The 24,773-nt window shown below is 69.9% G+C and carries 22 protein-coding genes; 8 read left to right on the forward strand and 14 right to left on the reverse strand.

Going from position 1 to position 24,773, the window contains the following annotated elements; translation table 11 throughout:
• Window positions 1-132: 132 nt before the first annotated feature.
• From ACZ63D_RS07590 to ACZ63D_RS07605, 4 genes are all read right to left on the reverse strand, one after another.
• Entirely contained in the window at window positions 133-1,035 is a 903-nt protein-coding gene (locus ACZ63D_RS07590) for an acyl-CoA thioesterase (protein ID WP_465353442.1), read from the reverse strand.
• Between the two features lie 36 nt (window positions 1,036-1,071).
• Window positions 1,072-2,496, reverse strand: coding sequence for a pyruvate kinase (gene pyk, locus ACZ63D_RS07595; protein WP_465353443.1), 1,425 nt, complete (start codon window positions 2,494-2,496; stop codon window positions 1,072-1,074).
• A gap of 157 nt (window positions 2,497-2,653) precedes the next feature.
• The gene (locus tag ACZ63D_RS07600) at window positions 2,654-3,319 is read right to left on the reverse strand and encodes a DUF2461 domain-containing protein (RefSeq protein WP_465353722.1); all 666 of its coding nucleotides are present in this window, start codon (window positions 3,317-3,319) and stop codon (window positions 2,654-2,656) included.
• Between the two features lie 50 nt (window positions 3,320-3,369).
• Window positions 3,370-4,596: a glycoside hydrolase family 18 protein gene (locus ACZ63D_RS07605; protein ID WP_465353444.1), complete on the reverse strand. Its 1,227-nt coding sequence runs from the start codon at window positions 4,594-4,596 to the stop codon at window positions 3,370-3,372.
• 169 nt (window positions 4,597-4,765) lie between these two features.
• On the opposite strand from ACZ63D_RS07605, the gene ACZ63D_RS07610 reads away from it, so the two are divergent.
• Window positions 4,766-5,068 carry an ArsR/SmtB family transcription factor gene (locus tag ACZ63D_RS07610; protein ID WP_465353723.1) on the forward strand — a complete coding sequence of 101 codons (303 nt, stop codon included), beginning with the start codon at window positions 4,766-4,768 and terminating at the stop codon, window positions 5,066-5,068.
• Between the two features lie 10 nt (window positions 5,069-5,078).
• Complete coding sequence (locus ACZ63D_RS07615; RefSeq protein WP_465353445.1) at window positions 5,079-6,515, forward strand: aromatic amino acid ammonia-lyase; 1,437 nt, start codon at window positions 5,079-5,081, stop codon at window positions 6,513-6,515.
• A 102-nt stretch (window positions 6,516-6,617) separates the two neighbouring features.
• Here the strand turns inward: ACZ63D_RS07615 and ACZ63D_RS07620 are convergent, their stop codons facing one another.
• On the reverse strand, window positions 6,618-7,175 hold the full coding sequence (locus tag ACZ63D_RS07620) for a 3'-5' exonuclease (RefSeq protein ID WP_465353446.1): 558 nt from the start codon (window positions 7,173-7,175) through the stop codon (window positions 6,618-6,620).
• Window positions 7,176-7,246: 71 nt separating this feature from the next.
• The gene (locus ACZ63D_RS07625) at window positions 7,247-10,063 is read right to left on the reverse strand and encodes an ATP-binding protein (RefSeq protein ID WP_465353447.1); all 2,817 of its coding nucleotides are present in this window, start codon (window positions 10,061-10,063) and stop codon (window positions 7,247-7,249) included.
• A gap of 166 nt (window positions 10,064-10,229) precedes the next feature.
• Between ACZ63D_RS07625 and ACZ63D_RS07630 the strand changes: the two genes are divergently transcribed.
• Window positions 10,230-11,981, forward strand: coding sequence for a putative Ig domain-containing protein (locus ACZ63D_RS07630; RefSeq protein WP_465353448.1), 1,752 nt, complete (start codon window positions 10,230-10,232; stop codon window positions 11,979-11,981).
• 51 nt (window positions 11,982-12,032) lie between these two features.
• Here the strand turns inward: ACZ63D_RS07630 and ACZ63D_RS07635 are convergent, their stop codons facing one another.
• The 3 genes from ACZ63D_RS07635 to ACZ63D_RS07645 all read right to left on the reverse strand — a co-directional run bounded on the left by ACZ63D_RS07635 (window position 12,033) and on the right by ACZ63D_RS07645 (window position 14,867).
• Window positions 12,033-12,467, reverse strand: coding sequence for a VOC family protein (locus ACZ63D_RS07635; protein ID WP_465353449.1), 435 nt, complete (start codon window positions 12,465-12,467; stop codon window positions 12,033-12,035).
• A 9-nt stretch (window positions 12,468-12,476) separates the two neighbouring features.
• Window positions 12,477-13,760, reverse strand: a complete 1,284-nt coding sequence (locus ACZ63D_RS07640) for a S41 family peptidase (RefSeq protein WP_465353450.1) — start codon at window positions 13,758-13,760, stop codon at window positions 12,477-12,479.
• An 81-nt stretch (window positions 13,761-13,841) separates the two neighbouring features.
• The gene (locus tag ACZ63D_RS07645; protein WP_465353451.1) at window positions 13,842-14,867 is read right to left on the reverse strand and encodes a 6-phosphofructokinase; all 1,026 of its coding nucleotides are present in this window, start codon (window positions 14,865-14,867) and stop codon (window positions 13,842-13,844) included.
• A 289-nt stretch (window positions 14,868-15,156) separates the two neighbouring features.
• Between ACZ63D_RS07645 and ACZ63D_RS07650 the strand changes: the two genes are divergently transcribed.
• Window positions 15,157-16,248 (forward strand): 3-deoxy-7-phosphoheptulonate synthase, encoded by a 1,092-nt coding sequence (locus ACZ63D_RS07650; protein WP_465353452.1) that lies wholly within the window; start codon window positions 15,157-15,159, stop codon window positions 16,246-16,248.
• A gap of 334 nt (window positions 16,249-16,582) precedes the next feature.
• On the opposite strand, the gene ACZ63D_RS07655 is transcribed toward ACZ63D_RS07650, so the two are convergent.
• Window positions 16,583-17,251: an anti-sigma factor family protein gene (locus ACZ63D_RS07655; protein WP_465353453.1), complete on the reverse strand. Its 669-nt coding sequence runs from the start codon at window positions 17,249-17,251 to the stop codon at window positions 16,583-16,585.
• Window positions 17,248-17,862 carry an RNA polymerase sigma factor SigE gene (sigE, locus tag ACZ63D_RS07660; protein WP_465353454.1) on the reverse strand — a complete coding sequence of 205 codons (615 nt, stop codon included), beginning with the start codon at window positions 17,860-17,862 and terminating at the stop codon, window positions 17,248-17,250. Before sigE ends, ACZ63D_RS07655 begins: the two co-directional genes overlap by 4 nt.
• Before the next feature lie 234 nt (window positions 17,863-18,096).
• Between sigE and ACZ63D_RS07665 the strand changes: the two genes are divergently transcribed.
• The gene (locus tag ACZ63D_RS07665) at window positions 18,097-18,753 is read left to right on the forward strand and encodes an O-methyltransferase (protein WP_465353455.1); all 657 of its coding nucleotides are present in this window, start codon (window positions 18,097-18,099) and stop codon (window positions 18,751-18,753) included.
• Between the two features lie 4 nt (window positions 18,754-18,757).
• Here ACZ63D_RS07665 and ACZ63D_RS07670 read toward each other — a convergent pair whose 3' ends face one another.
• Window positions 18,758-19,948 (reverse strand): MFS transporter, encoded by a 1,191-nt coding sequence (locus ACZ63D_RS07670; protein ID WP_465353456.1) that lies wholly within the window; start codon window positions 19,946-19,948, stop codon window positions 18,758-18,760.
• A gap of 51 nt (window positions 19,949-19,999) precedes the next feature.
• Between ACZ63D_RS07670 and ACZ63D_RS07675 the strand changes: the two genes are divergently transcribed.
• The gene (locus tag ACZ63D_RS07675; RefSeq protein ID WP_465353457.1) at window positions 20,000-20,908 is read left to right on the forward strand and encodes a LysR family transcriptional regulator; all 909 of its coding nucleotides are present in this window, start codon (window positions 20,000-20,002) and stop codon (window positions 20,906-20,908) included.
• A gap of 82 nt (window positions 20,909-20,990) precedes the next feature.
• Window positions 20,991-21,779, forward strand: a complete 789-nt coding sequence (map, locus tag ACZ63D_RS07680) for a type I methionyl aminopeptidase (protein ID WP_465353458.1) — start codon at window positions 20,991-20,993, stop codon at window positions 21,777-21,779.
• Window positions 21,780-21,928: 149 nt separating this feature from the next.
• Here the strand turns inward: map and ACZ63D_RS07685 are convergent, their stop codons facing one another.
• Complete coding sequence (locus tag ACZ63D_RS07685) at window positions 21,929-23,359, reverse strand: leucyl aminopeptidase family protein (protein ID WP_465353459.1); 1,431 nt, start codon at window positions 23,357-23,359, stop codon at window positions 21,929-21,931.
• An 88-nt stretch (window positions 23,360-23,447) separates the two neighbouring features.
• Entirely contained in the window at window positions 23,448-23,615 is a 168-nt protein-coding gene (locus tag ACZ63D_RS07690; RefSeq protein WP_005155393.1) for a DUF3117 domain-containing protein, read from the reverse strand.
• Window positions 23,616-23,817: 202 nt separating this feature from the next.
• Between ACZ63D_RS07690 and ACZ63D_RS07695 the strand changes: the two genes are divergently transcribed.
• On the forward strand, window positions 23,818-24,612 hold the full coding sequence (locus ACZ63D_RS07695) for an enoyl-CoA hydratase-related protein (RefSeq protein ID WP_465353460.1): 795 nt from the start codon (window positions 23,818-23,820) through the stop codon (window positions 24,610-24,612).
• Window positions 24,613-24,773 lie beyond the last annotated feature (161 nt).

The raw sequence follows: 24,773 nt of genomic DNA on the forward strand, positions 1-24,773 counted from the left end.
CACCTTCCTTTGCTTCCCGGTATTACTCAGACGGGTTTTCCCGCGCAATTTCGCCACGGCGGTGTGACGGTTTCCGGTGATTTCTTCTGCAGACAGCCACTCTGAGTGGTCATCGGCCGGACCGGGGTGTCCTCACCGGACTCGCAGCAGTCCTTCTTGGACCACGGTGGCGACGTGCAGGCCGTCGCGGGTGAAGAACCGCCCGGTGGCCAGTCCCCGGGCGCCCGAGGCGCTCGGCGAGGTGCTGTCGTAGAGGAACCACTCGTCCGCCCGGAATGGACGGTGGAACCACAGTGCGTGGTCGAGGCTCGCGCCGAGCACCTTGTCGACGTCCCAGTACACGCCGTGCCGCGCGAGCACCGAGTCGAGCAGCGTCATGTCCGAGGCGTAGGTGAGCACGCAGACGTGCAGCAGCTGGTTGTCGGCCAGGGTTCCGTCGGCCCGCATCCAGACGCGGTGGTGCGTCGGGCGTTCGCCGGTGGTGCGGGTGACCCAGGGCGGCTCGCCGATGTAGCGGATGTCGATCGGCCGCGGGACCTCGCTGAACCGCAGGCCGTAGCCCGCGGTCAGCTCGGGAAACGTCGGCAGCGACTCGGGATCGGGCACGTCCGCCGGCATGGTCTCGGCGTGATCGATGCCCGGCTCGTCCTTCTGGAACGACGCGGACAGCGAGAAAATCGCCTTGCCGTGCTGGACCGCGACCACGCGCCGGGTGGTGAACGAGCGGCCGTCGCGGATGCGGTCCACTCCGTACACGATCGGGACGCTCGGGTCGCCGCCGCGGATGAAGTACGCGTGCAGCGAATGGACCCGCCGCTCCTCCGGGACGGTCCGGCCCGCGGCGACGAGCGCCTGCCCGGCGACCTGCCCGCCGAACACCCGCACCGACGAGTGCGCGGGCGAGACGCCGCGGTAGATGTTCTCTTCGATCTTCTCCAGGTCCAGCAGCGCGACGAGCTTGTCCAGCACCGGCTGCCCGCCGCCACCGGGGCTCGTGTCGAGTTCGGTGGCGGCTTCCCTGGCCATCTCAGTCATGCCGGAACACTATGCGGGAAGGTTCCGGCGTGTCCCTTATGCGTGGTCGTCTTCACCGAGCCGGTGGACGTGGATCAGGTTGGTCGACCCGACGGTCCCCGGCGGGGAGCCCGCGACGATCACCACGAGGTCGCCGCGCTGGTACTTGCCCATTTCGAGCATCGCGTGGTCGACCTGCTGGATCATCTGGTCGGTGGAGTCCACCCTCGGCACGATCTGCGTCGTGGTGCCCCAGGTCAGCGCCAGCTGGCTGCGGACGCTCTGCTCCGGCGTGAACGCCAGCAGCGGCAGCCGGGTGTGCAGCCGGGCGAGGCGGCGCACGGTGTCTCCGGACTGGGTGAACGCGACCAGGGCCTTGGCGTTGAGCCGCTCGCCGATGTCGCGGGCGGCGTAGGAGATCACGCCCCGCTTGGTGCGCGGCACGTGCGACAGCGGCGGCACGACCGGCGAATCCGTCTCGACGGCCTCGACGATCCGGCCCATGGTCTGGACCGTTTCGATCGGGTACCGGCCGACGCTCGTCTCGCCGGACAGCATCACCGCGTCCGCGCCGTCGAGGACCGCGTTCGCGACGTCAGAGGCCTCGGCGCGGGTCGGGCGGGAGTTGTTGATCATCGACTCCAGCATCTGCGTGGCGACGATGACCGGCTTCGCGTTCTCGCGGCAGATCTGGATGGCGCGCTTCTGCACCAGCGGGACCTGCTCCAGCGGCAGCTCGACGCCGAGGTCGCCGCGAGCGACCATCACCGCGTCGAAGGCCAGCACGATGGCCTCGAGGTTGTAGACCGCCTCGGGCTTCTCGATCTTCGCGACGACCGGGAGCCGCCCCTTGCCGACGCGGTCCATCACCTGGTGCACGAGGTCGATGTCGGCGGGCGAGCGCACGAAGGACAGCGCGATGAAGTCGACGCCCAGCTGCAGCGCGAACTCCAGGTCCTCGATGTCCTTCTCGGACAGCGCGGGCACCGAGACGTCCATCCCGGGCAGCGACACGCCCTTGTTGTTGCTGACCGGGCCGCCCTCGGTCACCTCGCACACGACGTCCTGGCCCTCGACCTCTTTGACCACCAGGCCGACCTTGCCGTCGTCGACCAGCAGCCGGTCGCCCGGCTTGGCGTCCTTGGCGAGTCCCTTGTAGGTGGTCGAAACCCGGTCGTGGGTGCCGGCGACGTCCTCGACGGTGATCCGGACGACGTCCCCGGTGTGCCACTCCGCCGATCCGCTGGCGAACGTGCCCAGCCGGATCTTCGGTCCTTGCAGGTCGGCGAGGATCCCCACCGCCCGGCCACTTTCGGCGACCGCGGACCGGACCAGGTCGTAGACCTGCTTGTGGTCGCTGTGGCTGCCGTGGCTGAAGTTCATCCTCGCGACGTCCATCCCGGCGTCGACGAGTGCCCGCATCTTCTCCGGCGTGGAGGTCGCGGGACCCAATGTACAAACGATCTTCGCGCGTCGGCTCACGTCCGGAGAGCCTAGTCGCTTGAGCCGCTCGCGTCTGTACCGATCCCGAAACTCCGGGGGAAGAACACGGGAAGGATTCAGTTCCGGTCACCGGCGTGCGCTGCGCGGCGAGGCCGGGCGGAGCGGCCTGAAACCACCCGTGCGGGGGATGCCCGGATCAGCGCCGCGGCTGCTCGCTCGGGCCGACGTGGTCGCGCGCCCATTCGTTGAACTTCCGCAGCTGGCGCCACGATTTCCGGACCCTTTCCAGCGCCTCGCGCTCGTGCAGGAAATCGTCCGGCTCCCAAGTGCGCGCGGCGTACACCGAACGGTGCCGCAGCAGGTCGAGGCGCGGATGGTCCTCGGCGAACCCGCGCGGCTTCGATTTCAGCCGGTCGCCGAGGATCTCCCAGCCCGCCCGGCGCAGGCTCGCCAGGATCTTCTCCAGCGCGGGGCCGTGCAGTTCGGTGTCGACCGCAGTGCGGTAGCGGGCCAGCTGGTCCGAGGCCAGGTGGAAGCAGCCGCCGCCGACGCGCAGCCCGGCCGGGCCGACCTCGACGTAATACGCTCCCCCGCCGCGGCCAGCCTCGATCACGCCGCCGCAATGCGTCTTGTACGGCGTCTTGTCCTTGGCGAACCGGACGTCGCGATACGGCCGGAACACCTTCGCCTCGCCGAAGCCCGCGCCGAACTCCGGCTCCAGTTCGGCCAGCAGCGCCTCCATCGGAGCCCGGACGTGCTCCTTGTAGATCGCGACGTGGTCGTCCCAGTAGGCCTTGGTGTTGTCCGCGAGCAGCCCGTCGTAGAACTCGACGGCGTGCTCCCCGAATCCGCTGAACTTCACCCGCAGCACGATAAACCGGGGCACCGACAGAATCGGCGCCCCGGCCGTGGTCACTTCGCGAGTGCCGTGATCAGTTCGCCGTTCGAGGTGTCGCCGGACAGCTCCCAGAAGAAGGTGCCGCCGAGCCCCTGCGACCTCGCGTACGCGGTCTTGCCCGCGATGGTCGACGGGGTGTCGTAGCTCCACCAGTTCGAACCGCATTTCGCGTACGCGGTGCCCGCGACGGTTCCGGTCGCCGGGCAGCTCGTCTTGAGGATCTTGTAGTCCTCGATGCCCTGCTCGTACTTGCCCGGAGCCGGTCCGGTCGCGGTGCCGCCCGGCGCGCTCTGCGTGACGCCGGTCCAGCCTCGGCCGTAGAAACCGATGCCCAGCAACAGCTTCGAGGCCGAAACGCCCTTGGACTTCAACTTCTGGATGGCCGCGTCGGAGTAGAACCCTTGCGTCGGCAGGCCGTTGTACGACGTGAGCGGCGAGTGCGGCGCGGTAGGTCCTTGGGCCGCCCAGGCACCGAAGAAGTCGTACGTCATCACGTTGTACCAGTCGACATACTGCGCGGCGCCCGCGTAATCGGTGGCGTCGAGCTTGCCGCCGTTGCTGCCGTCCGCGGAGATCGCGGCGGTGACGAGCTTCGACGAGCCGAACTTCGCCCGCACTGCCGCGAGCAGCTTCTTCAACGCGTCGGGACCGCTGGTGTCGCAGGTGAGACCGCAGGCGTTCGGGTATTCCCAGTCGAGGTCGATGCCGTCGAACAGCCCGGCCCAGCGCTTGTCGTTGACCAGGTTGTAGCAGGAGTTCGCGAAGGCTTCCGGGTTCTTCGCGGCCTGCCCGAAGCCGCCGGACCAGGTCCAGCCGCCGAACGACCAGAGGATTTTCAGCCCGGGATGCTTGGCTTTGAGCTTCTTGAGCTGGTTGAAACTGCCCGCGAGCGGCTGGTCCCAGGTGTCGGCGACGCCGTCGACGCTGCCCGCCGCGTCGTAGGTTTTCTGGTAGTCGGCCCACGCGTCGCCGATCGCGCAGCCTCCGCCGGTGACGTTGCCGAAGGCGAAGTTGATGTGCGTGAGCTTGTTCGCCGATCCGGACGTCTCGATGTTCTTCACGTGGTAGTTGCGGTCGTAGATGCCCCAGTCGGTGAAGTAGCCGACCACCTTCCCGGCCGCGGCCTCCGTTCTCGCGGGCGCGGCCGTCGAGGCGGCCGGGACGAGCGCGGCCGCGGCGGCGAACGCCGCGGTTGCCAAGCCGGCTAGGGCCAGCAAGCGTTTTCTGCGCAAGCGAAGCATCGTTGCTCCCTTCAGGAGTCACCGTCGGTGACGAAGCCGTAACGGTGGGGACGAATGCACCGTAAGTGGACTAGACCACCAGGTCAATGGTTTAGACCACAAACCGGACATTCGGCGGTAGTCGCATTCCTTGACAGGCATATGCCCGGCGAGGCAAATTTCCGGGGTGATGCAGACCTTCGACGTGCTCGCCGAACCCCGCCGCCGCGCGCTGCTGGACCTGCTGCTCGAGGGCGAGCGGTCGGTCGGCGAGCTGGTGGCCGAACTGCGGCTCAGCCAGCCCGCGGTGTCCAAGCACCTGCGGGTGCTGCGCGAGGCGGGACTGGTGACCGTGCGGGTTTCCGCGCAGCGCCGCTGCTACCGGCTGCGTGCCGAACCGCTGGCCGAAGTGGACGCGTGGCTCGCGCCCTATCGGCAGTTCTGGGCGAACCGGCTCGACGCGCTCGAACAGCGGCTCGACGAAACCGAGTGAGGAGCACGCCATGATCCGAGTGGACGGCCGGACTTTGCGGTGCGCCGACGTGGTCGCGGCGGCGCGCACCGAAGGCCCGCTGGCGATCGACGTGTCCATCGCCGCGCTGCGCGCCGCCGAGCACTCGTGGAAGCTGGCCGAGGACCTGAGCACCCGGCGAGTGGTCTACGGCCGCACCACCGGCGTCGGCGCGAACAAGGACGACGCGGTGGACGAACCCGTCGAGCACGGCCTTCGCCTGCTGCGCAGCCACGCCGGCGGCAGCGGCGAACTGCTGCCGGCCGGGCAGATCCGCGCGATGCTGCTGATCCGGCTCAACCAGCTGCTGGCCGGACGCTCCGGAATCAGCCCGGAACTGATCGGCGCGCTCGCCGAAGCCGTCCGCAGCGGGGCGTTGCCGGTGGTGCACCGGCTGGGCGCGATCGGAACCGGCGACCTCGCTCCCCTCGCGGAAGCCGCGCTCGCCTTGGCCGGAGAACGCGAGTGGAAGATCGGTGCGGTGCCGCCGGTTCCGGTGCGCGCGGGCGACGCGCTGGCGTTCATGAGCAGCAACGCCGCGACGCTCGCCGAAGCGACTCTCGCCGCGATGAGCCTGGACACTCTCACACGCGCAAGCCACGCCGTCGCCGCACTCACGTACGTGGCTCTCGACGGCAACCCCGAGGCGTACGCGACGCCTGTGCACGAAGCGCGTCCGCACGCCGGACAGGTGGCGTGCGCGGCCGAGATGCGTCGACTGTTGGGCATGCACGGCACGCCTAAGCCGGGGCGTCGGCTTCAGGATCCTTTTGGACTGCGCGCTTTTCCTCAGGTGCAAGGCCCCGCGCTCGACGCGATCCACTATCTGCGCGACGTGCTCGCCGTGGAAATCAATGCCAGCACGGAAAACCCGATGATCTCCACAGTGCACGGCGACGCGTACCATCACGCGCACTTCCACACCGCGTACGTTTCGACCGCGCTCGATCAGGCCCGCGCGACGGTGCATCAGGTCGCGGAGCTGTCCGTGGCTCGGCTTGGAGACTTGGTGGAACCGGAATTCACCGGGCTGCGACCGTTTCTCGCGGTCGGCCCGCCGGGAAGTTCCGGAGTGATGATCCTGGAGTACGTCGCGCACGACGCGCTCACCGAACTGCGGCAAGCGGCGTTGCCCGCGACGCTCGGGACAGCGGTGGTGTCGCGCGGGATCGAGGACCACGCGAGCTTCTCGACCCAAGCCGCACGAGCGGCTACGGCGGCCGCGGCCGCTTACCGGCAAGTGCTGGCGTGCGAACTGGTGGCGGCGGTGCGGGCGTTGCGGATCCGGAAGGCGGAACTGGTGGACCTGCCGGTACGGGCGGCGTTCGAGGCCGCGGTGGAGGTGCTGGACGAGCGGCTGGAGGATCGCCCGCTGACCGAGGACATCGCGGAGGCGGCTGGGGTGCTGGACGAGCTGGCGCGGATCTGACTGGCCACAGTGGACACTCGCGGCCGAGCCGCGCCGCAGGGCTCCGCTGCGGCAGGTCCGGCCGGGCGACACCGCCCGGATTGTCACCGCACTGGCGCGGCTCTATCCGCCCGGCCACGCTCCGCGATCGTTGACCGCGAGTACCAACGCGGCGATGTTCCACGCGTCGTCGTCGCCGCGATGGTGGCGGCCTTCCAATGGGAGGCCCGCGACGGCGAGCGCCTGCGCCATGCCGGGGCGGCGACGCAGGCCGTAGGCCGCGGTGAACGAGACCTTCGCGTTGGTGTGCATGGTGGTGAACGGATACTCGGTGCCGGTGCGCAGGCATTGCCGGGCAAACTGATTGCGGTCGTAGTCGCCCCAGCTCGCCCACGGCATCTCCGCGGTGCGGTGCTGAACCGCCAAAGTCCGGCAGGCGTCCCGAAACGACAGGCCGCCATCCACCTCGGCCTGGGTCAGCCCCGTCAGCTCCGTGCAGAACGGGCTGACCGCGGACCGGGCCGGGCGGACCAGTATCCGGTGCTTGGCCAGCCGCTCGCGAGCCCGCAGATCGACGACCGTGAGTCCGATTTCGACGATCTCGCTGACCTGGCCAGGCGGCGGCTGCTTCTCCCAGCAGGTCGCTTCGACATCGACCACGTTCAGGAGGAAGCTGTCCATGACAGCGAGTGTAGAAACCGAAGTCAGCCGAGGCACCTGAGTTTCCGCACCGCCCTATGTGGACAGTCTGCTCAACCCTCCGCCAAAGCATCCCTCCGCAAAGCCGCGAACAACTCCCCCGCCCTCTCCCGATCCCGAGCCGCAGCCCCAGAATCACCGCGCCCCTCCGCCAAACGAGCACGCGCCGCACTCACCCGGGCCAGCAGATACGGCGACCCCACCCGTTCCGCCAGCGAGTGCGCTTCCTCCATGCTCTCCTCCGCCGACGCCAGGACTCCCCGTCGAAGAAAAGCCAACCCCTGCACCCGAAACGCGTCCGTGCGGGCGAGAATATGCTCGATATGCTCAGTGCAGGCAACAGCTTCCGCAGCGGTCTCCCCGGCCGCCATCGGATCCCCGGAGGCCAGTTGTGCCTCGGCGAGAAACGGCAGCGCGTCGGTCATCTGCCAGCTGCGTTCCCCTTGCAGCGCAAGCAATGGCAGCAACCGGCTCACGCCCCGCTCAGGACGGCCCGCGCGCACGTCGTTCTCCGCCAGTTGCGCCGAAGCGTTGCAGACGATGTCGGCATTGTCGCTTTCCCGACCCAGCCGGATGACCTTGGTCAAATCATCGGCCGCCACCTCATAACGACCACAGGCCGACCACAACGCGCCCCGGCCGATCAGAGCCATCGCGCCGCACATCGGCGACCTTCCATGTCCCGCCAGCTCCAATGCCTGGCTGAATCGCCGCAGTGCGTCTCCCCACCGGCCGACATAGACCGCGCTCGCGCCGACGTTGCACACGGCTCGGCTGAGCAGTTCCCGGTCGCCGAGTTCCTCTGCCAGCCGGAGGATTCGTGCGAACTGGCGGTCGGCCCGGGCCAGTTCGCCGCGGTAGTGGTGCAGCACGGCGACGCCGGTCAGGGCACGGACGACGATCTCCCGGTCGCCGCACAGTTCCGCGGTCGCCGCAGCGGTGTGCAGGTCGGCCAGTGCTTCCTCGTTGCGGCCGAGCAGCCGTAACGCGAGTCCGCGGCGCAGGTGTCCGCCCGCGAGGCCGTGCTCGTCCCCTACCGCCTCGGCAGCGACGATCGCGGCGGTGGAGACCTCGACGGATTCTCGATAGCGCGTGCTCTGGTAGAGGTTGGCGGCACGGGCCAAGCGCAGCTGTACGGCCGATTCGCCGGGCCGGTCCTCGGTCAGGGTCGGCGCGATCCGGGCCAGGCCCTCGCGCGGTGTGCCGCGTTGGTAGTGCAGGTAGCCGATCCTGGCGATCACCAGGCGTTGCCGTTCCTCGTCGCCTTCCTTGCGGTACACCAAAAGCGCGCGTTCGGCGGCGGCGAGCGCGGCGTCGTACCGACCAGCCGCGGCGAGGGCGTCTGCCCAGGATTCGGCGGCTTCGGCGACGGCTAGCTGGGAACCGGCGCGGTCCAAGAGGTCGACGAGCGCGCCCCAGTGTTGGGCGGCGGTGTCGTGCGCGGCTTGCCTGCTGGCTTTTTCCGCGGCGTGCCGCAAAGTCTGCGCGGCGCGCTCGGTGTCCTGTGCGTGGGTGTAGTGATATGCCGCCGCCGCGCCGCCCAAGGCTTCGGCGAGTCTGCGGTGAAGCACGTGCCGGTGGCTCGGGGGCAGGTCGCCGTTCACCACCTCGGCAACCAGTTCGTGGGTGAGCCGGACGCCCTCGGCGTTCTCGTCCAGCAGCCGCGCGGTGTGCGCGGGAGCCAGCACTTCGGGCAATTCGGCCGGATCCAGCCCGGCGGCCGCGGCCAGGACGTCCGGATCCATCCGCTGCTGTCCCACCGCGAGCAGCGTCAGCACCTCGACGGTGCGTTCGGGCAGCGATCCGACCTGCCGCCGCACCGCGTGCGCGAGCCCCCACGGCAGTTCCGCGGGCGCTTTGCCGGACTGGCCCAGCACGTGTCCCAACTGGACCAGGAACAACGGAAGCCCGCCCGCCAGCCGAAGCACCCGTTCGCGGGCGGACTGCCCGACCTCGGTCCCGGCGCTGTGGTGCAACAGCGTCGTCGCGTCTTCGTCCGCGAGCGGGGCCAGGGAATGCTGGACAAGCAAGCCTTTTCGGTACAAATCGAGCAGGGTGTCGGCCAGTGTTTCAGCCGCGGCGAGTTCGGTGTCGCGATAGGCGGCGAGGAAGCGGACGCGGTCCGGCCGGACGTCCTGCACCAGCGAAGCCAGCAAGGCGAGTCCGTCCGGACCGGCCCATTGCAGGTCGTCCAGGATCACGAGCACGCCGCGGCGCCGCGCGAGCGTGTCCAGGAATTTCGCGGCTTCGGCGAACATCAGCCAGCGTGGCGGAGCTGGTTCGGCGGTGCGTTGTTCCGGCAGCAGGAACGCCAGGCCTGGTCCGGCAGGATGCTCGGACGCGTGCTGGGCGAACGCTTCCGAAAGCGGCGCGTACGGCTCTCCGCCGTGCCGTGAACACGCCGCGGAGAGCACCGTCGTGCCCCGGACCTCGGCCAGGGACGCGGCTTCGGCCAGCAGCCGGGTCTTGCCGATGCCGGTCTGTCCGGCGAAGACCAGAAACGGCCTGCCCGTGCCGGAAATGTGCTTGTCCAGCAGGGCGTGTTCCTCGGTGCGGCCGATGAGATCCGGTGCCGGACGCGGCGGCGGGACCGGGTCGTCCGGCGGCCGCTGCCTGCCGCGCCGGGCGGCGGCGAGCAGTTCGGCCCGGCCGTCCTCGGGCAGCGCGAGGCCGTCGGCGAGCAGCTGCACGGTGACCCGCCGCGGATGCCGCTGCCCGCGTTCGAGATTCCCGACGCCGCGGGTGCTGAGCCCGCAGCGCTGCGCCAGTTGTTCCTGCGTCAGCCCGGCCGCCCGGCGCAGCCGGACCAGCGTCCGGTCGAACGTCTCCGTCGCGCCGTCCGGCATGTCCCGCACCTCCCGCCGGTCCATCGTCGCTCGCCCCGGGGCGGGGAACATCCTCCGAAGGTCGGGTTCCTCGCTCCGGCACAACAGCCGGTTGTGCCGGTTGTTCCTGGTACCTCACCGCCTCGGTGAAATCCAATGGCGGCACCGCTTTTCGCCCCTCTCCGGGCAGCGGCGTACGAGGAAGGACGCGATGATGCGTGCAGGAATGACCTTGAGACGGCTGGCCGCCGCCGGTGCGGCGCTCGCTCTCGGAGCGGGGGTGTCGGCGGCCTTCACCCCGGTCGCCGAGGCCGCCGCCGGGCCGCAGCTGAGCCCGGCGTCGTGTGCCAGCGCGCCCGCCGGATACGCGAAATGCCAGGCGGTGCAACTGGTTTCGGCGGGAGCCCGCCCGGCCAGCGCGATGAGCCCGGCCGACCTCCAGAAGGCCTACGGCGTCGCCGGGATGAAGAGCGGCGGGACCACCGTCGCCATCGTCGACGCCTTCGACGACCCCGGCATCGAGAAGGACCTCAACGACTACCGGTCGCACTGGAACCTGGGCTCCTGCACCAAGGCGAACGGCTGCCTGACCGTGGTCGGCCAGGACGGCACGAGCACGCTCCCGTCCAAGACCGACTCGGGCTGGGCGACCGAGATGGCCATCGACGTGGACGCGGTCAGCGCGCTCTGCCCGGACTGCAAGATCCTGCTGGTGGAGGGCAACAGCAACGAGGACAGCGACCTCGCGGCGGCCGTCGACAGCGCGGTCCGGCTCGGCGCGAAGATCGTGTCCAACAGCTACGCCGACCACGAAAGCGCGATCCCGTCCGACGCCGAGCAGCACTACAACCACCCGGGCGTCGCCATCCTCGGCGCCACCGGCGACTGGGGCAGCGAAAGCGGTTCGCAGGCCGAATACCCGGCCACCTCGCCCGAGGTGGTCGCGGTCGGCGGCACCACGCTGAGCGCGTCCGGCAGCGGCTACTCCGAAACCGCGTGGAACAAAACGGGCAGCGGCTGTTCGAGCAAGTTCAGCAAGCCCGCCTACCAGAACGGAATCAGCACCGCCTGCGACAATCGGGCCACTTCGGACATTTCGGCCGACGCGGATCCCAACAGCGGCATCACGATCTACGTCAACGGCCAGCAGTCGCAGTACGGCGGCACCAGCCTCGCCACCCCGATCGTCGCCGGCATCTGGGCGCTCGCGGGCACGCCGAAGGACGGCGACAACGCCGCGACCTACCCGTACGCGCACCCCGGCGACTTCAACGACGTCACCTCGGGCAGCAACGGCAGCTGCGGCACGGTGATCTGCAACGCCGGCACCGGCTGGGACGGCCCGACCGGCCTCGGCACCCCGCACGGCGTCACCGGCCTGACCCCCGGCGGCGGCACCAACGGCAAGCTGAGCGTCAGCAACCCGGGCAACCAGAACAGCGTGGTGGGCAAGGCGGTTTCGCTGAAGGTCACCGCCTCCGGCGGCACTTCGCCCTACACTTACAAGGCGGATGGCCTCCCGGCCGGGCTGGCCATCGACGGCAAGACCGGCTCGATCACCGGCACGCCGACCACCGCGGGCACCAGCAACGTCACCGTGACGGCCACCGATTCCGCCGGGGCGACCGCGCAGGCTCCGTTCACCTGGACCGTCACGACGGCCCCGGTGGGCAAGCTGACCGCGAAGTTCACCACCGACTACGACTACGGATTCGGTGCCTTCGCGCACTTCACCATCGCCAACGGCGGTTCGTCGGCGGCGAACGGCTGGACGCTGTCGTTCGACCTGCCCTCGAACGAATCGCTGTCGACGACGAACCCGGGCACCGCGTCCGGATCCACCGGGCACGTCGTGGTTACCGGCCACGACACCATCCCGGCGGGCGGCAGCCTCACCGTGTCCCAGATCTACCAGGTGTCGAGCGGCTCGTTCACCGCTCCGGCCAACGTTTCCGTTTCCTGACGCACTGAGAGCCGCCGTGCCGCGACCGATCCGCGGCACGGCGGCTTCGGGTCAGTCCAGGCAGAACTCGTTGCCCTCGACGTCCTGCATCGGGATGCAGGACTCGTTCACGCCGTCCGACTCCAGCACCTGCACTACCGACGCGCCCAGCGCCGTCAGCCGTTCGGCCTCGGCCTTCAGCACCGCCAGCCGTTCCTCGCCGACCAGCCCGCTGCCGACCCGGATGTCGAGGTGCACGCGGTTTTTCACCACCCGGCCCTCGGGCACGCGCTGGAAGTACAGCCGCGGTCCTACCCCCGTGGGATCGACGCAGGCCGCCCACGAACCCTGTTCCTCGGGCGGCTGGGTCCGGTCGAACTCGGCCCAGTCGGCGAATCCTTCCGGCGGCGGCGGTTCGACGTACCCCAGCGCTTCGCACCAGAAGCGGGCGACGCGCGCGGGCTCCGCGCAGTCGAAAGTGACCTGGAACTGTTTGACCGACCCCATGCGCTCACCTTACCGGCGGGCGGCGGCCAGCGCCGGATCTCGTCCGGCGGCGAGGTCGTCCGGGTCGTAGACCGGGACGAGAAGGTCGGGGCCGATGCCGGTGCCGTCGTAGGTGCGGCCGTGCGGGTCGAGGTATTCCTCGTTCGGCAGCGCCACCTTCCAGCCTGGTTTCGGCAGCGTCCGTTCCAGCATGTCGGAGAAAGCGCCCTGAGTGGACTGTCCGATCAGGACTGGCCGCGGGTGCCGGTTCAGGAGCGCCTGCAGGAACGCCTCTCCCGCGGAGACGTCCAGGCTGCCGGTCAGCACCGTCAGCGGGCCGGTGTAGTGCGGCGCCGCGGCGGGGTGGACGAAAAACGGTTGCGGCACAGTGAACTTCGCCGGGTCGTCCGGATCGTTGCGCGCGCGCTTGGCGTAGGCGAAATGCGGGACGTCGGTCAGCCGGGCGGCGACCTGCAGTCCGAGCGGATCGTCCCCGCCTCCGTTGACGCGCAGATCGAGGATCAGGCCGCGCAACGTGCGCACCCGGTCGGCGGTGAAGATTTCGTCCAGCGCTTTCTCCAGGACCTTGCTGCTGGCGGCGAAAGTGTCGGCGTAATCGTGAAATCCGCTGATGCGCAGGTATCCGCGTCCTTCCGGCAGATCCGCGTACGCGATGGCCCCGCCGGCCCAGCGCTGGATCCGCTCGATCGGCACGCCGAGGTTCTCGTCGGCTACGGCGATCATGCGCGGCACGGTCGTTTTCATGTCCGGGGTGCCCGGCCGCGGCGAAGAGCAGTGCTGGTTCGCGGCGAGCAGGCCGACATGAGCGTCGTGCAGCGGACGGATCAGTCCACAAAGGATGTCGAAGAGCCGTTCGGGATGCGCGGCCGCCTCGCGGCGGGCAGCGTCCCCTTCGGACTTCCAGTCGACGCCTTTAGCTTGAAAAAACGGGTAGTTCTCGGCAAAAGTGTGCCAAAAGACGTCGAACAAGTCTGCGGCCGAAGCCTGACACGCGGGCGGCAACCCGCCGGGAACGCGACGCAACGACCGCACGCCCAGGTTGTTGTCGAAACTCATCCTGCCCGCGCGGATGGTGACGACCGAGCCTTCGTTCGTCGTGAACCGGGTCCCGTCGCCGGTTCCGGAAAGCGAGCCGGGCAGACAGCTGACCTCGGTCTCGTCGTAGGTCGTCAGCTTGCCGCCGGACACTTGGACCAGTTGCCCGTAGCCGTCGGTCCGCCAGACGCCGTCCACAGTGGATGGAGGAGCCGCGGTCACCGAGAGCATCGTCAATCCCGCCAGGAAGATTCGCACGAGCCGAGGGTAGGAAAACGCCGGGGGCGCGCGGAATACCGCACGCCCCCGGCACCGTGGTGGGGTTGCCCCTACCCGGGCTCAGCCGAAGAAGACCTCGGCTTCCTGGTACCGCTCCAGCGGAACGGTCTTCAGCTCGGCCGTCGCCTCGGACAGCTTCACGCGGACGATGTCGGTGCCCTTGAGCGCCACCATCACGCCGAAGTCGCCGTCGGCGACCGCGTCCACCGCGTGCAGGCCGAAGCGGGTCGCGAGGACCCGGTCGTACGCGGTCGGGGTGCCGCCGCGCTGGACGTGGCCGAGCACGACCGCGCGCGATTCCTTGCCGGTGCGCTCGGAGATCTCGTCGGCCAGCCAGTTGCCGATGCCGCCGAGCCGGACGTGCCCGAAGGCGTCCTTCTCGCCGGTCAGCAGCTTCTCCTCGCCGCCCTCGGGCAGCGCGCCCTCGGCCACGACGATGATCGGCGCGTACTCCTTCTCGAAGCGCCGCTCGACCCACTGCACGACCTGGTCCACGGAGAACTGCCGCTCCGGCACCAGGATGACGCTCGCGCCGCCGGCGAGGCCGGAGTGCAGCGCGATCCAGCCCGCGTGCCGCCCCATGACCTCGATGACCAGGGCGCGGTGGTGCGATTCGGCCGTGGTGTGCAGCCGGTCGATCGCCTCGGTGGCGATGGAGACCGCGGTGTCGAAGCCGAACGTGTAGTCGGTGGCCCCGAGGTCGTTGTCGATCGTCTTGGGCACGCCGACCACGCCGATGCCGTCGTCGGTCAGCCGCTTGGCGACGCCGAGGGTGTCCTCGCCGCCGATCGCGATCAGCGCGTCGACCCCCTGGTCGGCGAGCACCTGGCGGATCTTGTCGACGCCGCCGTCGACCTTGTACGGGTTCGTCCGCGACGACCGCAGGATGGTGCCCCCGCGGGTGAGAATGTCCTCGACGTCGGCGAGGCCGAGCGGCCGGCTGTCGCCGGTCAGCGGGCCCTGCCAGCCGTTGCGGAAGCCGACGAACTCCCAGCCGTGCACTTCGACGCCCTTGCGGACCACCGCGCGGATGACCGCGTTCAGGCCGGGGCAGTCGCCGCCCCCCGTCAGCACACCGACACGCATCTGTTGCCTCCGTCTTCCTCGCAGGGAGAGTGCAGTCACAGTCCGCGGACAGCGTAGCGGCTCGAATCTGGATCGGTGCAGGGCGGACCACCTGCCGAATCCGGTCCGGCTCGGGCTGGTCCGGAGGTGTGTTACCGTGGCGGCGTGCAGCGCTATTTCTGGTTTACGAAGCCGGCCCCGGGTGGGCACGGCGGCGTGAACCTGCGCTGACCTCCACCCGAGCCGGATCTCGAACCGGCTCGGCGAGTCCCCCGCGGGTCGGTGTCCACCAGGAAGGAACCACCCGCTCATGAGCACCCGCCTCGTCGCTGCCCCCGCCGACGCGAGCACGCTGGACAACCGCCGCACCACGTCGGTCAGTCCCCTCATCTCGCCCGCCCTGCTGCGCGAAGACCATCCCGTGGACGCCGCCGTGGCGAAAGTCGTGCAAACCGGCCGCGCGGAAACGGTCGACATCCTCGACGGCCGCGACGACCGCCTGGCCGTGATCGTCGGCCCCTGCTCGGTCCACGACCCGGAAGCCGCCCTCGACTATGCCCGCCGCCTGGCCGCCAAAGCCGAATCGCTGCGCGAGGACCTGCACATCGTGATGCGGGTGTACTTCGAAAAACCGCGCACCACGCTGGGCTGGAAGGGCCTGATCAACGACCCGGACCTGGACGGCACCTTCGCGGTCAACAAAGGCCTGCGCCTGGCGCGAAAACTGCTGCTGGACGTCTCCGCGCTGGGCCTGCCGGTCGGCTGCGAATTCCTGGACCCGATCACCCCGCAGTTCATCTCCGACATCGTCACCTGGGGCTCGATCGGCGCCCGCACGGCGGCCAGCCAGGTCCACCGCCAGCTGTGCAGCGCCCTGTCCATGCCGGTCGGCATCAAAAACTCGACCGAAGGCGACATCCAGGTAGCCGTGGACGCCACCCGCGCCGCCGCCGCGTCGCACGTCTTCCCCGGCATCAACGTGGACGGCCTGGCCGCCCTGGTGACAACCTCCGGAAACCCGGACTGCCACGTCATCCTGCGAGGCAGCTCCGCAGGCCCGAACTACGACCCGGCCACCGTCGAGGAAACCCTGGCCCGCCTGGCGAAATCCGGTCTCCCGGAACGCCTGGTCATCGACGCGAGCCACGGCAACAGCAACAAGGACCACGTCCGCCAAGCCGAAGTAGTCCGCGACCTGGCAACCCGGATCTCCGCAGGCGAACGCGGAATCACCGGCCTGATGCTGGAAAGCAACCTCATCGGCGGCCGCCAAGACCTGGTGCTAGGCCACGCGGCAGAGCTGACCTACGGCCAGTCGATCACCGACGCCTGCATGGACTGGGACACGACAGAAGACCTGCTGGAGACCCTGGCCTCCGCCGTCCGCACCCGCCGCGGCTAGCCAGGCCGTGCGCGAGGGGAACCCTCACAGCCCCAAACTCCCTCAGGGTTCCCCTCACAACCAGCCCAGATCCCGCGAGCGCGAGCCCACCCGCAACAACCGCTGCCACACGCTGCCGGTATGCCCAGCCCAACCGCACCAGCACACCCAACGAGCGAGGCACCCACACCACCCCCGCACCCCGATACGAAGCCACAAATGCGGACGGCGGGTGCTTGTCAAGGCATCTTTCCCGCCTTGACAAGCACCCGCCGTCCGTCGTCACAATCAACTTCGGGGTGCCCCCACCGAGGACCACGCGCAATGTCGCCGCCAGGCGACGAGCCGCCCAAAATCACCGAGCCGCGAAAGCAGCCCCAGCCCGAACCACCCCAGGCTCATCCCCCAGCCCGGGAGCCTCCGGCTCCCACGAGGGACCCGTCGTAGGCACATTCATCCGAGCAGGCAGCAGATTCGCATTGGGCGTCCGCTCACCCCCGCCGGTCCCCTCCCCGCTGTCCGCCGCCGTCCCGACGAGCGCGAGCGCGCTCAGCACGAGCCCGGACACCACGACCCCGGCCCCTTGCGCCGCCCGCTTCCGGCTGAACGCGAACCTTCCGCCGCCGAGCACGGTCGCCGACTGCCCGAGCGGCGCGGTTGTTCCCAACGGTGCGGCACCCCCGAGCACTCCCGCGTCCCGCAGTCCAGCCACCCGCTCCGGCCGCTGGATCGCCACCAGCTGCCCGTCCGCGGTGACCGCGAGATTATCCGGCGTACCCGGCAACTCAGTGTGCTCCGGAATGGACCGAAGACTGGCCAGGAACCCCGCCGACATCGACGGCGCGCCAGCGTCCTTCACCGCCGCGACCGCTTGCCGCTGCGAGGTGACCTCGGCCGCGCAGTCCGGGCAGCGCGCGACGTGCGCGAGGGCCCGGTCGTGGGCGGCGGGCGTCAACTCGCCGTCGACCAGTGCGACTACCGCGTCGGGCATGAGGTGGGATTCGGCGAAACGCCAGCCGGTCATACGGGCACCTTCACAGATTCCTCCCGGGTCGCGCGACGGCGCTCGAGCGACGCGCGCAGCGCCGAGCGGCCGCGGTGGATGCGGCTGCGCACGGTGCCGAGCTTGACGCCCAGCGTCGCGCCGATCTCCTCGTACGACAGTCCTTCCACATCGCACAGCACGACCGCGGCCCGGAACTCCGGGGGCAGCTCGTCGAGCGCCTCCTGCAGGTCGGGGTCGAGGTGAGTGTCGCTGTAGTGCTGCTCTGGGCTCGGGTCGTCGCCGACGATCCGGTCGGTGTCCTCGGGCAGCCCCTCCATGCGCACGCGCGAGCGGCGGCGCGCCATGTCGAGGAACAGGTTCGTGGTGATCCGGTGCAGCCAGCCCTCGAAGGTGCCGGGCTTGTACGACGCGAGCGACCGGAAGACGCGGATGAACGTCTCCTGGGTCAGGTCCTCGGCGTCGTGCGTGTTGCCGGTGAGGCGGTAGGCGAGCCGGTACACGCGGTCGGCGTGTTCGCGCACGACCTCGTCCCACGAGGGCGGCGTCCAAGCCGCCTCGGCTGCGTCCACGGTCACCGGAGCGGCTTCCGGCAGTTCGGCGTTCTGCATCAGGGGAGCAGGCACCTCCATCTGGGTCAACTCCTCTTCACCTCTGCCAACGCGGGCCGGGCACACGGTGTTCCCGTGTGGTTGAGACTCAGTCTGTCGGCCTTCCTTATGGAACTCATGAGACCGATCTGAGAGCAGCCTGAGAAGTTGGCCCGCGTGGTCCTTTCCTGGGTTTTCGCGGGCTTTCCCCGGACCGGGGGTCGCTAACCAGGGAGCCTTCGCTGATTTATCGACAACCAGCGCTAACCTTCGCGCGTGAGTTCGGGGACAGAGGCGGCGGCCGAGACCGGGGCGGTCGGAGCCGAGCAGGTCGACGGGTACCTGCCCGACGACGACGTGCTGGCCGCGGCACGGCTGCGCGCGGTCGACCTCGGTTGCGCCCCGCTGGCCCCCGGAGCAGGCACGACGCTGCGTTTTCTCGCCGCGACGGTCGCCGCGCGGGCGGTCGTGGAGGTCGGCACCGGCTCCGGCGTGAGCGGGCTGTACCTGCTGCGCGGGATGGCTCCCGACGGCGTGCTCACCTCGATCGACGTCGAGCCGGAGTACCAGCGCGCGGCACGCAAGACCTTCCTCGAAGCGGGCTATCCGCCGGGCCGGATGCGGCTGATCGTCGGCCGCGCGCTGGATGTGCTGCCGCGGCTCACGCCGGGCGGCTACGACCTGGTGTTCGTCGACGCCGCGCGGATCGAGTACCCCGGCTACTACGAGCAGGGCGTGGCACTGCTGCGCCGCGGCGGGGTGATCGTGTTCCACCAAGTCCTGGCGGGCGGACGGCTCACCGACCCGGCCCGGCGGGATCCGGAGACGATGGCGTTGCGCGAGGTCGCGCGCGCGGTCCGCGAAGACGACCGGCTCATTCCGGCCCTGTTGCCGGTCGGCGGCGGACTGCTGGTGGCCACCGCTTGCCAGTGAGCGCTCAGCTCCGCACCAGCACCCGCTCGGCCCTAGCCGCCCTGGTGCCCGCGGCGACCGCCGCCGCGGCGATGCCCAGCCAAGCCACGACGACCACGATCAGCCAGCTCCACCCGGCGCGCCCGTAGACCACGCTGCCGATCCCGCCGCCGACGCTGCTGCCCAGGTAGTACATGAGCATGTACAGCCCGCCGACCTGGCCGCGCGCGTTCTCCGGGGCGTCGGCCGCCGCCCAGCTGTTCGCGATCGAATGCGCGGCGAAGAACGCTGTCGTCAGCACGAGGAAACCGACGACGATCAACGGCAGCGAGTCCGGGATCGTCAGCACCGCGCCAACCGCGGTCAGCAGCAGCACGCCGACCAGTGCTTGCCGACGGCCGAGCCGCGCGGACAACCGGTTGGCGGTGGCCGACGAGACCGAGCCCAGCGCGTACGACACGAACACCAGTGACGCGATCGCTGGCGACAGGTTCAGCGGTTCGCCGGTCAGCCGGAACCCGGCCGCGTTGTAGAGCGCGACGAACGACCCCATCGCCAGCAACGCGACGGCATACTGCACCAGCAAAACCGGCTTGCGCACCGCGGAAAGCAGGCCGACGCCGATGTCGTGCAAGCCCTGCCGCTCCCCCGTTTTGACCGGCGAAGGCGGCAGCATCACCACCGTCACAACCGCGCAGACCAGCGAAACGCCGGCCACCACGTACAGCGCGCCGCGCCAGCCGAACGGTCCGGCGGCGAACCCGGTGGCCAGCCGTCCGGTCATGCCGCCGATGGTGTTGCCCGCGATCATCGCCCCGACCGCGGCCGCGACGCCGGTCTTCCCGAGCCGTTCCATGAGGTAAGCCGTGGCCACGCCGGGAAATCCGGCGATCGCGACGCCTTGGACCGCGCGCAGCACCAGCAGCACCGGGTAGTTCGGCATGAGCGGCAGCAGGAGCCCGAGCACCGAGGAGATCACGACGGACGCGATGATCACCGGCCGTCGTCCGACCACCTCGGACAGCGCGGCGATCGGCAGCACGGATATAGCCAGCGCGCCGGTCGCCACGCTCACCGTGAGCGCCGCGCCACCGGGGTCGAGGTGGTACTGCCCGGCGAGCTGCGGAAGGACCGCTTGCGGGGCGTAGAGCAGGGCGAACGACGTGAAGCCCGCGGCGGCGACCGCGACCTTCACCCGGCGGGCGGAAGAGAGCATGCCCTTGAAGCTAAGCTTCGCTAATCAATACGTCTAATACGCATATCTGCGATGATTCATACCGTGCCGAATGAGAGCCTCACCGCGCAGCTCGTCCCGCACCTTTCTCTGCTGGCCACGCTGCGAAGCACGGGAAACGTCACTCGCGCGGCCGAGATCCTCGGAGTGCCGCAACCCACAGTCAGCAGGCGGCTTGCAGCACTCGGACAGGCTCTGGGCGCGCCGCTGACCGTGCCCGACGGCCGTGGCGTCCGGCTGACCCGGGCCGCCGAACTGCTGGCCGACGCGGCGGAACGCGCGCTGCCCGCAGTCGACGCTGGGGTCCGCCTCGCCCGCGAAGAAATCGAACCGGCGAGCGGCCGTGTCGTGCTCGGTTTCCTGCACCTGCTCGGCCGTTCGCTGGTGCCGGAGTTGCTGCGTGCGTACCGCGAACAGGCCCCAGCCGCCCGGTTCACCCTTGTCCAGGGTTCGCTGCAGGACATCGCCGACCGGCTCGTGGCCGGGGAACTCGATCTCGCCCTGCTCGCCCCGGTCGTCGAGCACGAACGGCTGGAAACGGTCGTGCTCGACCAGCAGCCGATCTGCCTGTCGGTGCCGTCCGGGCACCGGCTGGCCGGACGGCGCGGCGTGCGCGTGGCGGAACTGGCCGACGAGCCGTTCGTCCTCCTCGAACACGGCTACGGCCTGCGCAAGATCACCGACGACCTCTGCGCCGCCGCCGGCTTCACCCCGAAAGTCGCCTTCGAGGGCCAGGAATCCGACACCGTCCGCGGACTCGTCGGAGCGGGCCTGGGCGTCGCGCTCCTGCCGCGCTTCGAACCCGGCTCCCCCGCCGGGGTCGCGGAGGTGCCGCTGGAGCCGCCGGTCCACCGGACGATCGGGCTCGGCTGGCGCGCCGGGGAACCGCTTTCGCCCGCGGTTCAAGTGTTCCGGGACCACGTGCTCGGCAGGAGCGGCTGACGGCCGGGGTGGTATTTGTATCCCGGTGCCGTGCTACCGTTTCCGGTATAGAAATACCGGAACTTGAGGACGCGAGGTAGTCGTGATCGAGCTGAAGACGCCTGCGGAGATCGACCGCATGCACGTGACCGGGCGGTTCGTCGCCGAGGTGCTGACCGAGGTCGGCAAGCTCGCCGACGTGGGCGTCAATCTGATGGACCTCGAACACCACGTGCGCGGCATGATCAAGCGGCGCGGGGCCGTCTCGTGCTACTGGGATTACGCGCCGTCGTTCGGCGAGGGCCCGTTCCGCAACGTCATCTGCCTTTCGGTCAACGACGCTGTCCTGCACGGCCTGCCGCACGACTACACCCTGCGCGACGGCGACGTGCTCACCGCGGACATCGCGGTCACCATCGACGGCTGGGCGGCCGACTCTGCGCGCACGGTCATCGTCGGCACGCCCGCCGAAGAAGACCAGCGGATCATCCGGGCCACCGAGGAAGCGCTCGAAGCCGCGATCGAGGCGTCGCGCGCGGGCAACCGGCTCGGCGACATCTCGGCCGCGATCGAGGCGGTCGCCACCGGCTACGGCTACCCGGTCAACACCGAGTTCGGCGGGCACGGCATCGGCCGCACCATGCACGGCGACCCGCACGTGTCCAACCGCGGCAAAGCGGGCCGCGGCATGAAGCTCCGGCCCGGCCTGACGCTCGCGCTGGAACCATGGCTGGCGCGCACGACGGACAAGATCGTCTACGACCCGGACGGCTGGACCATCCGCTCCGCCGACGGCTCGCGCACCGCGCATTCGGAGCACACGGTGGCGATCACCGACGGCGATCCGATCGTGCTGACCCGGCGCGAGGAAGAGCTGGCGGGGAAGCAGTAGGCCGGGCACTGCCGCGGCGGCGACCTCGCCGCGGCAGAATCGTCAGGCTCTCGCACGAGGCGGCGAACCCTCGCACGACCGCCGCCCGCCGGACTGCACTCGCACGAGGCGGCGAACTCCCCTCGGCGCGCCGGAACCCCGCAGCCCGATCAGCTCTCGTACGAAGCCGCGAACTCCACCAACGTCCGCGCCGCGAACCCGGACGCGCCGGGCACTACGTCGTCGTACGCCTTGTCCGCGCGCGCCGGGCCCGCGATGTCCAGATGCGCCCACGGCAATCCCGCCGTGAACTCCCGCAGGAACAGCGCGGCCATGATCCCGCCGGGGCCGCCGGGAGCCTGCTTCACGTCACCGAGTTCGCCCTCGATACCGGTCGCGTAATCCTCGACCAGCGGCATCCGCCACCACGCCTCCCCGACGCGGGCGCCAGCCTCGATCACTCGCGCGGCGAGGTCGTCGTCGGTCGCGAAGACGCCGCCGGTGCGCAGGCCGAGCGACACCTTCATCGCGCCGGTCAGCGTGGCCGCGTCGACGATCAGATCCGGCTTGAACTGGGCGATTCCGTACGCGAGCGCGTCGGCCATCACCATCCGGCCCTCGGCGTCGGTGTTGCCGATCTCGGTGGTCTGGCCGCCGTAGTGCCGCACGATGTCGCCCGGCCGGTACGAGCCGCCGGAGACGTGGTTTTCCGCCGCGGGCACCAGCGCCGTGACGCGCACCGGCAGCTGCAGCTCCGCGATCGCGCGCATCGCGGCGATCACGGCCGCGCCGCCCGCCATGTCGGTGCGCATCAGGTGCATGCCGTCGGCCGGTTTCAGCGAAAGGCCGCCGGTGTCGAAGGTGATCCCCTTGCCCACGAACAGCAAGTGCTTCTTCGCGCCGCGCGGGCGGTGCGACATTTCGATCAGGCGCGGCGGCGAATCCGAACCGCCGCCGACTGCCAGCACTCCGCCAAAGCCCTTGTCCGCGAGCCATTTCTCGTCTCGCACGGTCACGTCGACGGTGCCGCCCAGCACCTTCGCCGCAGTGTTCGCCAGCCATGCTGGGTTCTTGACGTTCGAGGGCGCGTTCGCGAGATCGCGCGTAAAGGCAGCAGCCGCCGCGAGAACGCGTACACGCGCCACTGCGTCCGCGTACGCGGGCACAGCACGCTCGTGCGCGACGACGAGACGCACGGCGGGCACTGCCGGCTTCGGCTCTGTCGTGGTGACCACGAACCGATAGCCGCCCAGCGACAGTCCAACCGCAAGCTCGGCCGCGTGCTCCGCTGTCGCGTCTTCGGGCAGTACTACCTGGACTGTCCGGATCGGACGGTTCTCGGCCGCGTCGCGGAACGCCCGGGCCAACGCGGCACCAGTCTGTCGAAAGTCCTTCGACGCGCCTTCGCCGATACCGGCGACCCACCGCGGACCATCGCCGTCTTCAGGCACTTCGCGCACTTCGGCGGCGCGCCCGCTCGACCCGTACGCGGCACCTTCCTCTGCCTCGACCAGCACTGCTCGCGGGACTCCGCGGCGCGTCGCGGCGACGACCTCGATCTCGGGCAGCTTCGTGGGAACGGGTGGTAGCGAGTTACGCACAGCGAGCAACCTTAGGGCGCAGACGAACCGACCCCGGCCTCCAGAAGGAGACCGGGGTGCACAGTGGACAGAGCGGGGAGAGCGCAGGTCAGCCAGTGACCTCCTGCAGTGCGGCGCCGAGGTCCTTCGCTTCCTCCGCGGAGAGCTCGACGACCAGCCGGCCGCCACCCTCCAGTGGCACCCGCATGACGAGGCCCCGCCCCTCCTTGGTCACTTCGAGGGGACCATCTCCGGTCCGGGGCTTCATGGCCGCCATAGCGTGCTCCCTCCGTCTCAACCGGCGCGCCCGGGTCGCGCACTCCCATGCCAGCCGGGTCTCGTCCCCCATTGTCCCTCATCAGCGCCCGGGCGCGAACGCGGACCGATCATTTGCCGCCGCATCGGTGCTGGTATGCCGCCCGCCGAGGGTGCGAGACTCAGTCCCGAGAACCCGAGCCGCCGCTTCAGAGGAGCATTTCGTGACCACATCCGACGTCCTGTTGACCGCCGACGCCGACGGCGTGCGCACCCTGCGGCTGAACCGGCCGGAGGCGTACAACTCGCTGACCGTCGAGCTCAAGGAGCGTCTGATCGCCGAGCTGCGCGCGGCCGCCGAGGACCCGGACGTCCGCGCGGTGGTGCTCACCGGCACCGGCAAGGCGTTCTGCGCCGGACAGGACCTCAAGGAGCACGTCGGCCTGCTGCAGGCGAACGACCCGGCCCCGCTGCACACGGTGAGCGACCACTACAACCCGATCGTCAAACTGATCACCGAGATGCCGAAGCCGGTCATCGCGGCGGTGAACGGCACCGCGGCCGGCGCGGGCGCGGCCTTCGCGTATGCCAGCGACCTGCGGATCGCGGCGGAGTCGTCGTCGTTCCTGATGGCGTTCGCGAATGTCGGGCTCGGGCCGGACTCGGGGGCGTCGTGGACGTTGCAGCGGTTGATCGGGTACGGCCGGGCGGCGGAGCTGATGCTGATGGCGCGGACGGTGGACTCGGCGGAGGCGTTGCGGATCGGGCTCGTCGGGGAGGTCGTGCCGGACGAGGAGCTGGCGGCTCGGGCGCAGAAGGTGGCGGCGAAGCTGGCGGGTGGGCCGACGGTGGCTTACGCGAAGATCAAGGGGGTGCTGGCGGTGGCCGCGGAGTCTTCGCTGGAGGAGGCGTTGGCTGCGGAGGATGCGGCGCAGACGGCGTTGGGGGGAACGAAGGATCATGCGGAGGCGGTGGAGGCGTTCGTGGGGAAGCGGCGGCCGGTTTTTCGGGGGGAATGAGGTCGGGGCTCGTCGCCTGGCGGCGACATTGCGCCTCGGGGGGTGAGTGGGCACCCCGAAGCTGAGTGTGCTGACGGTTCGGGGGTGGTTGTCAAGGCGGGAAAGATGCCTTGACAACCACCCCCCAACCACAGGGGAGGGGTCGCCTCGGGGTGTAGGGC

This window comes from Amycolatopsis sp. NPDC104775, assembly GCF_055583325.1.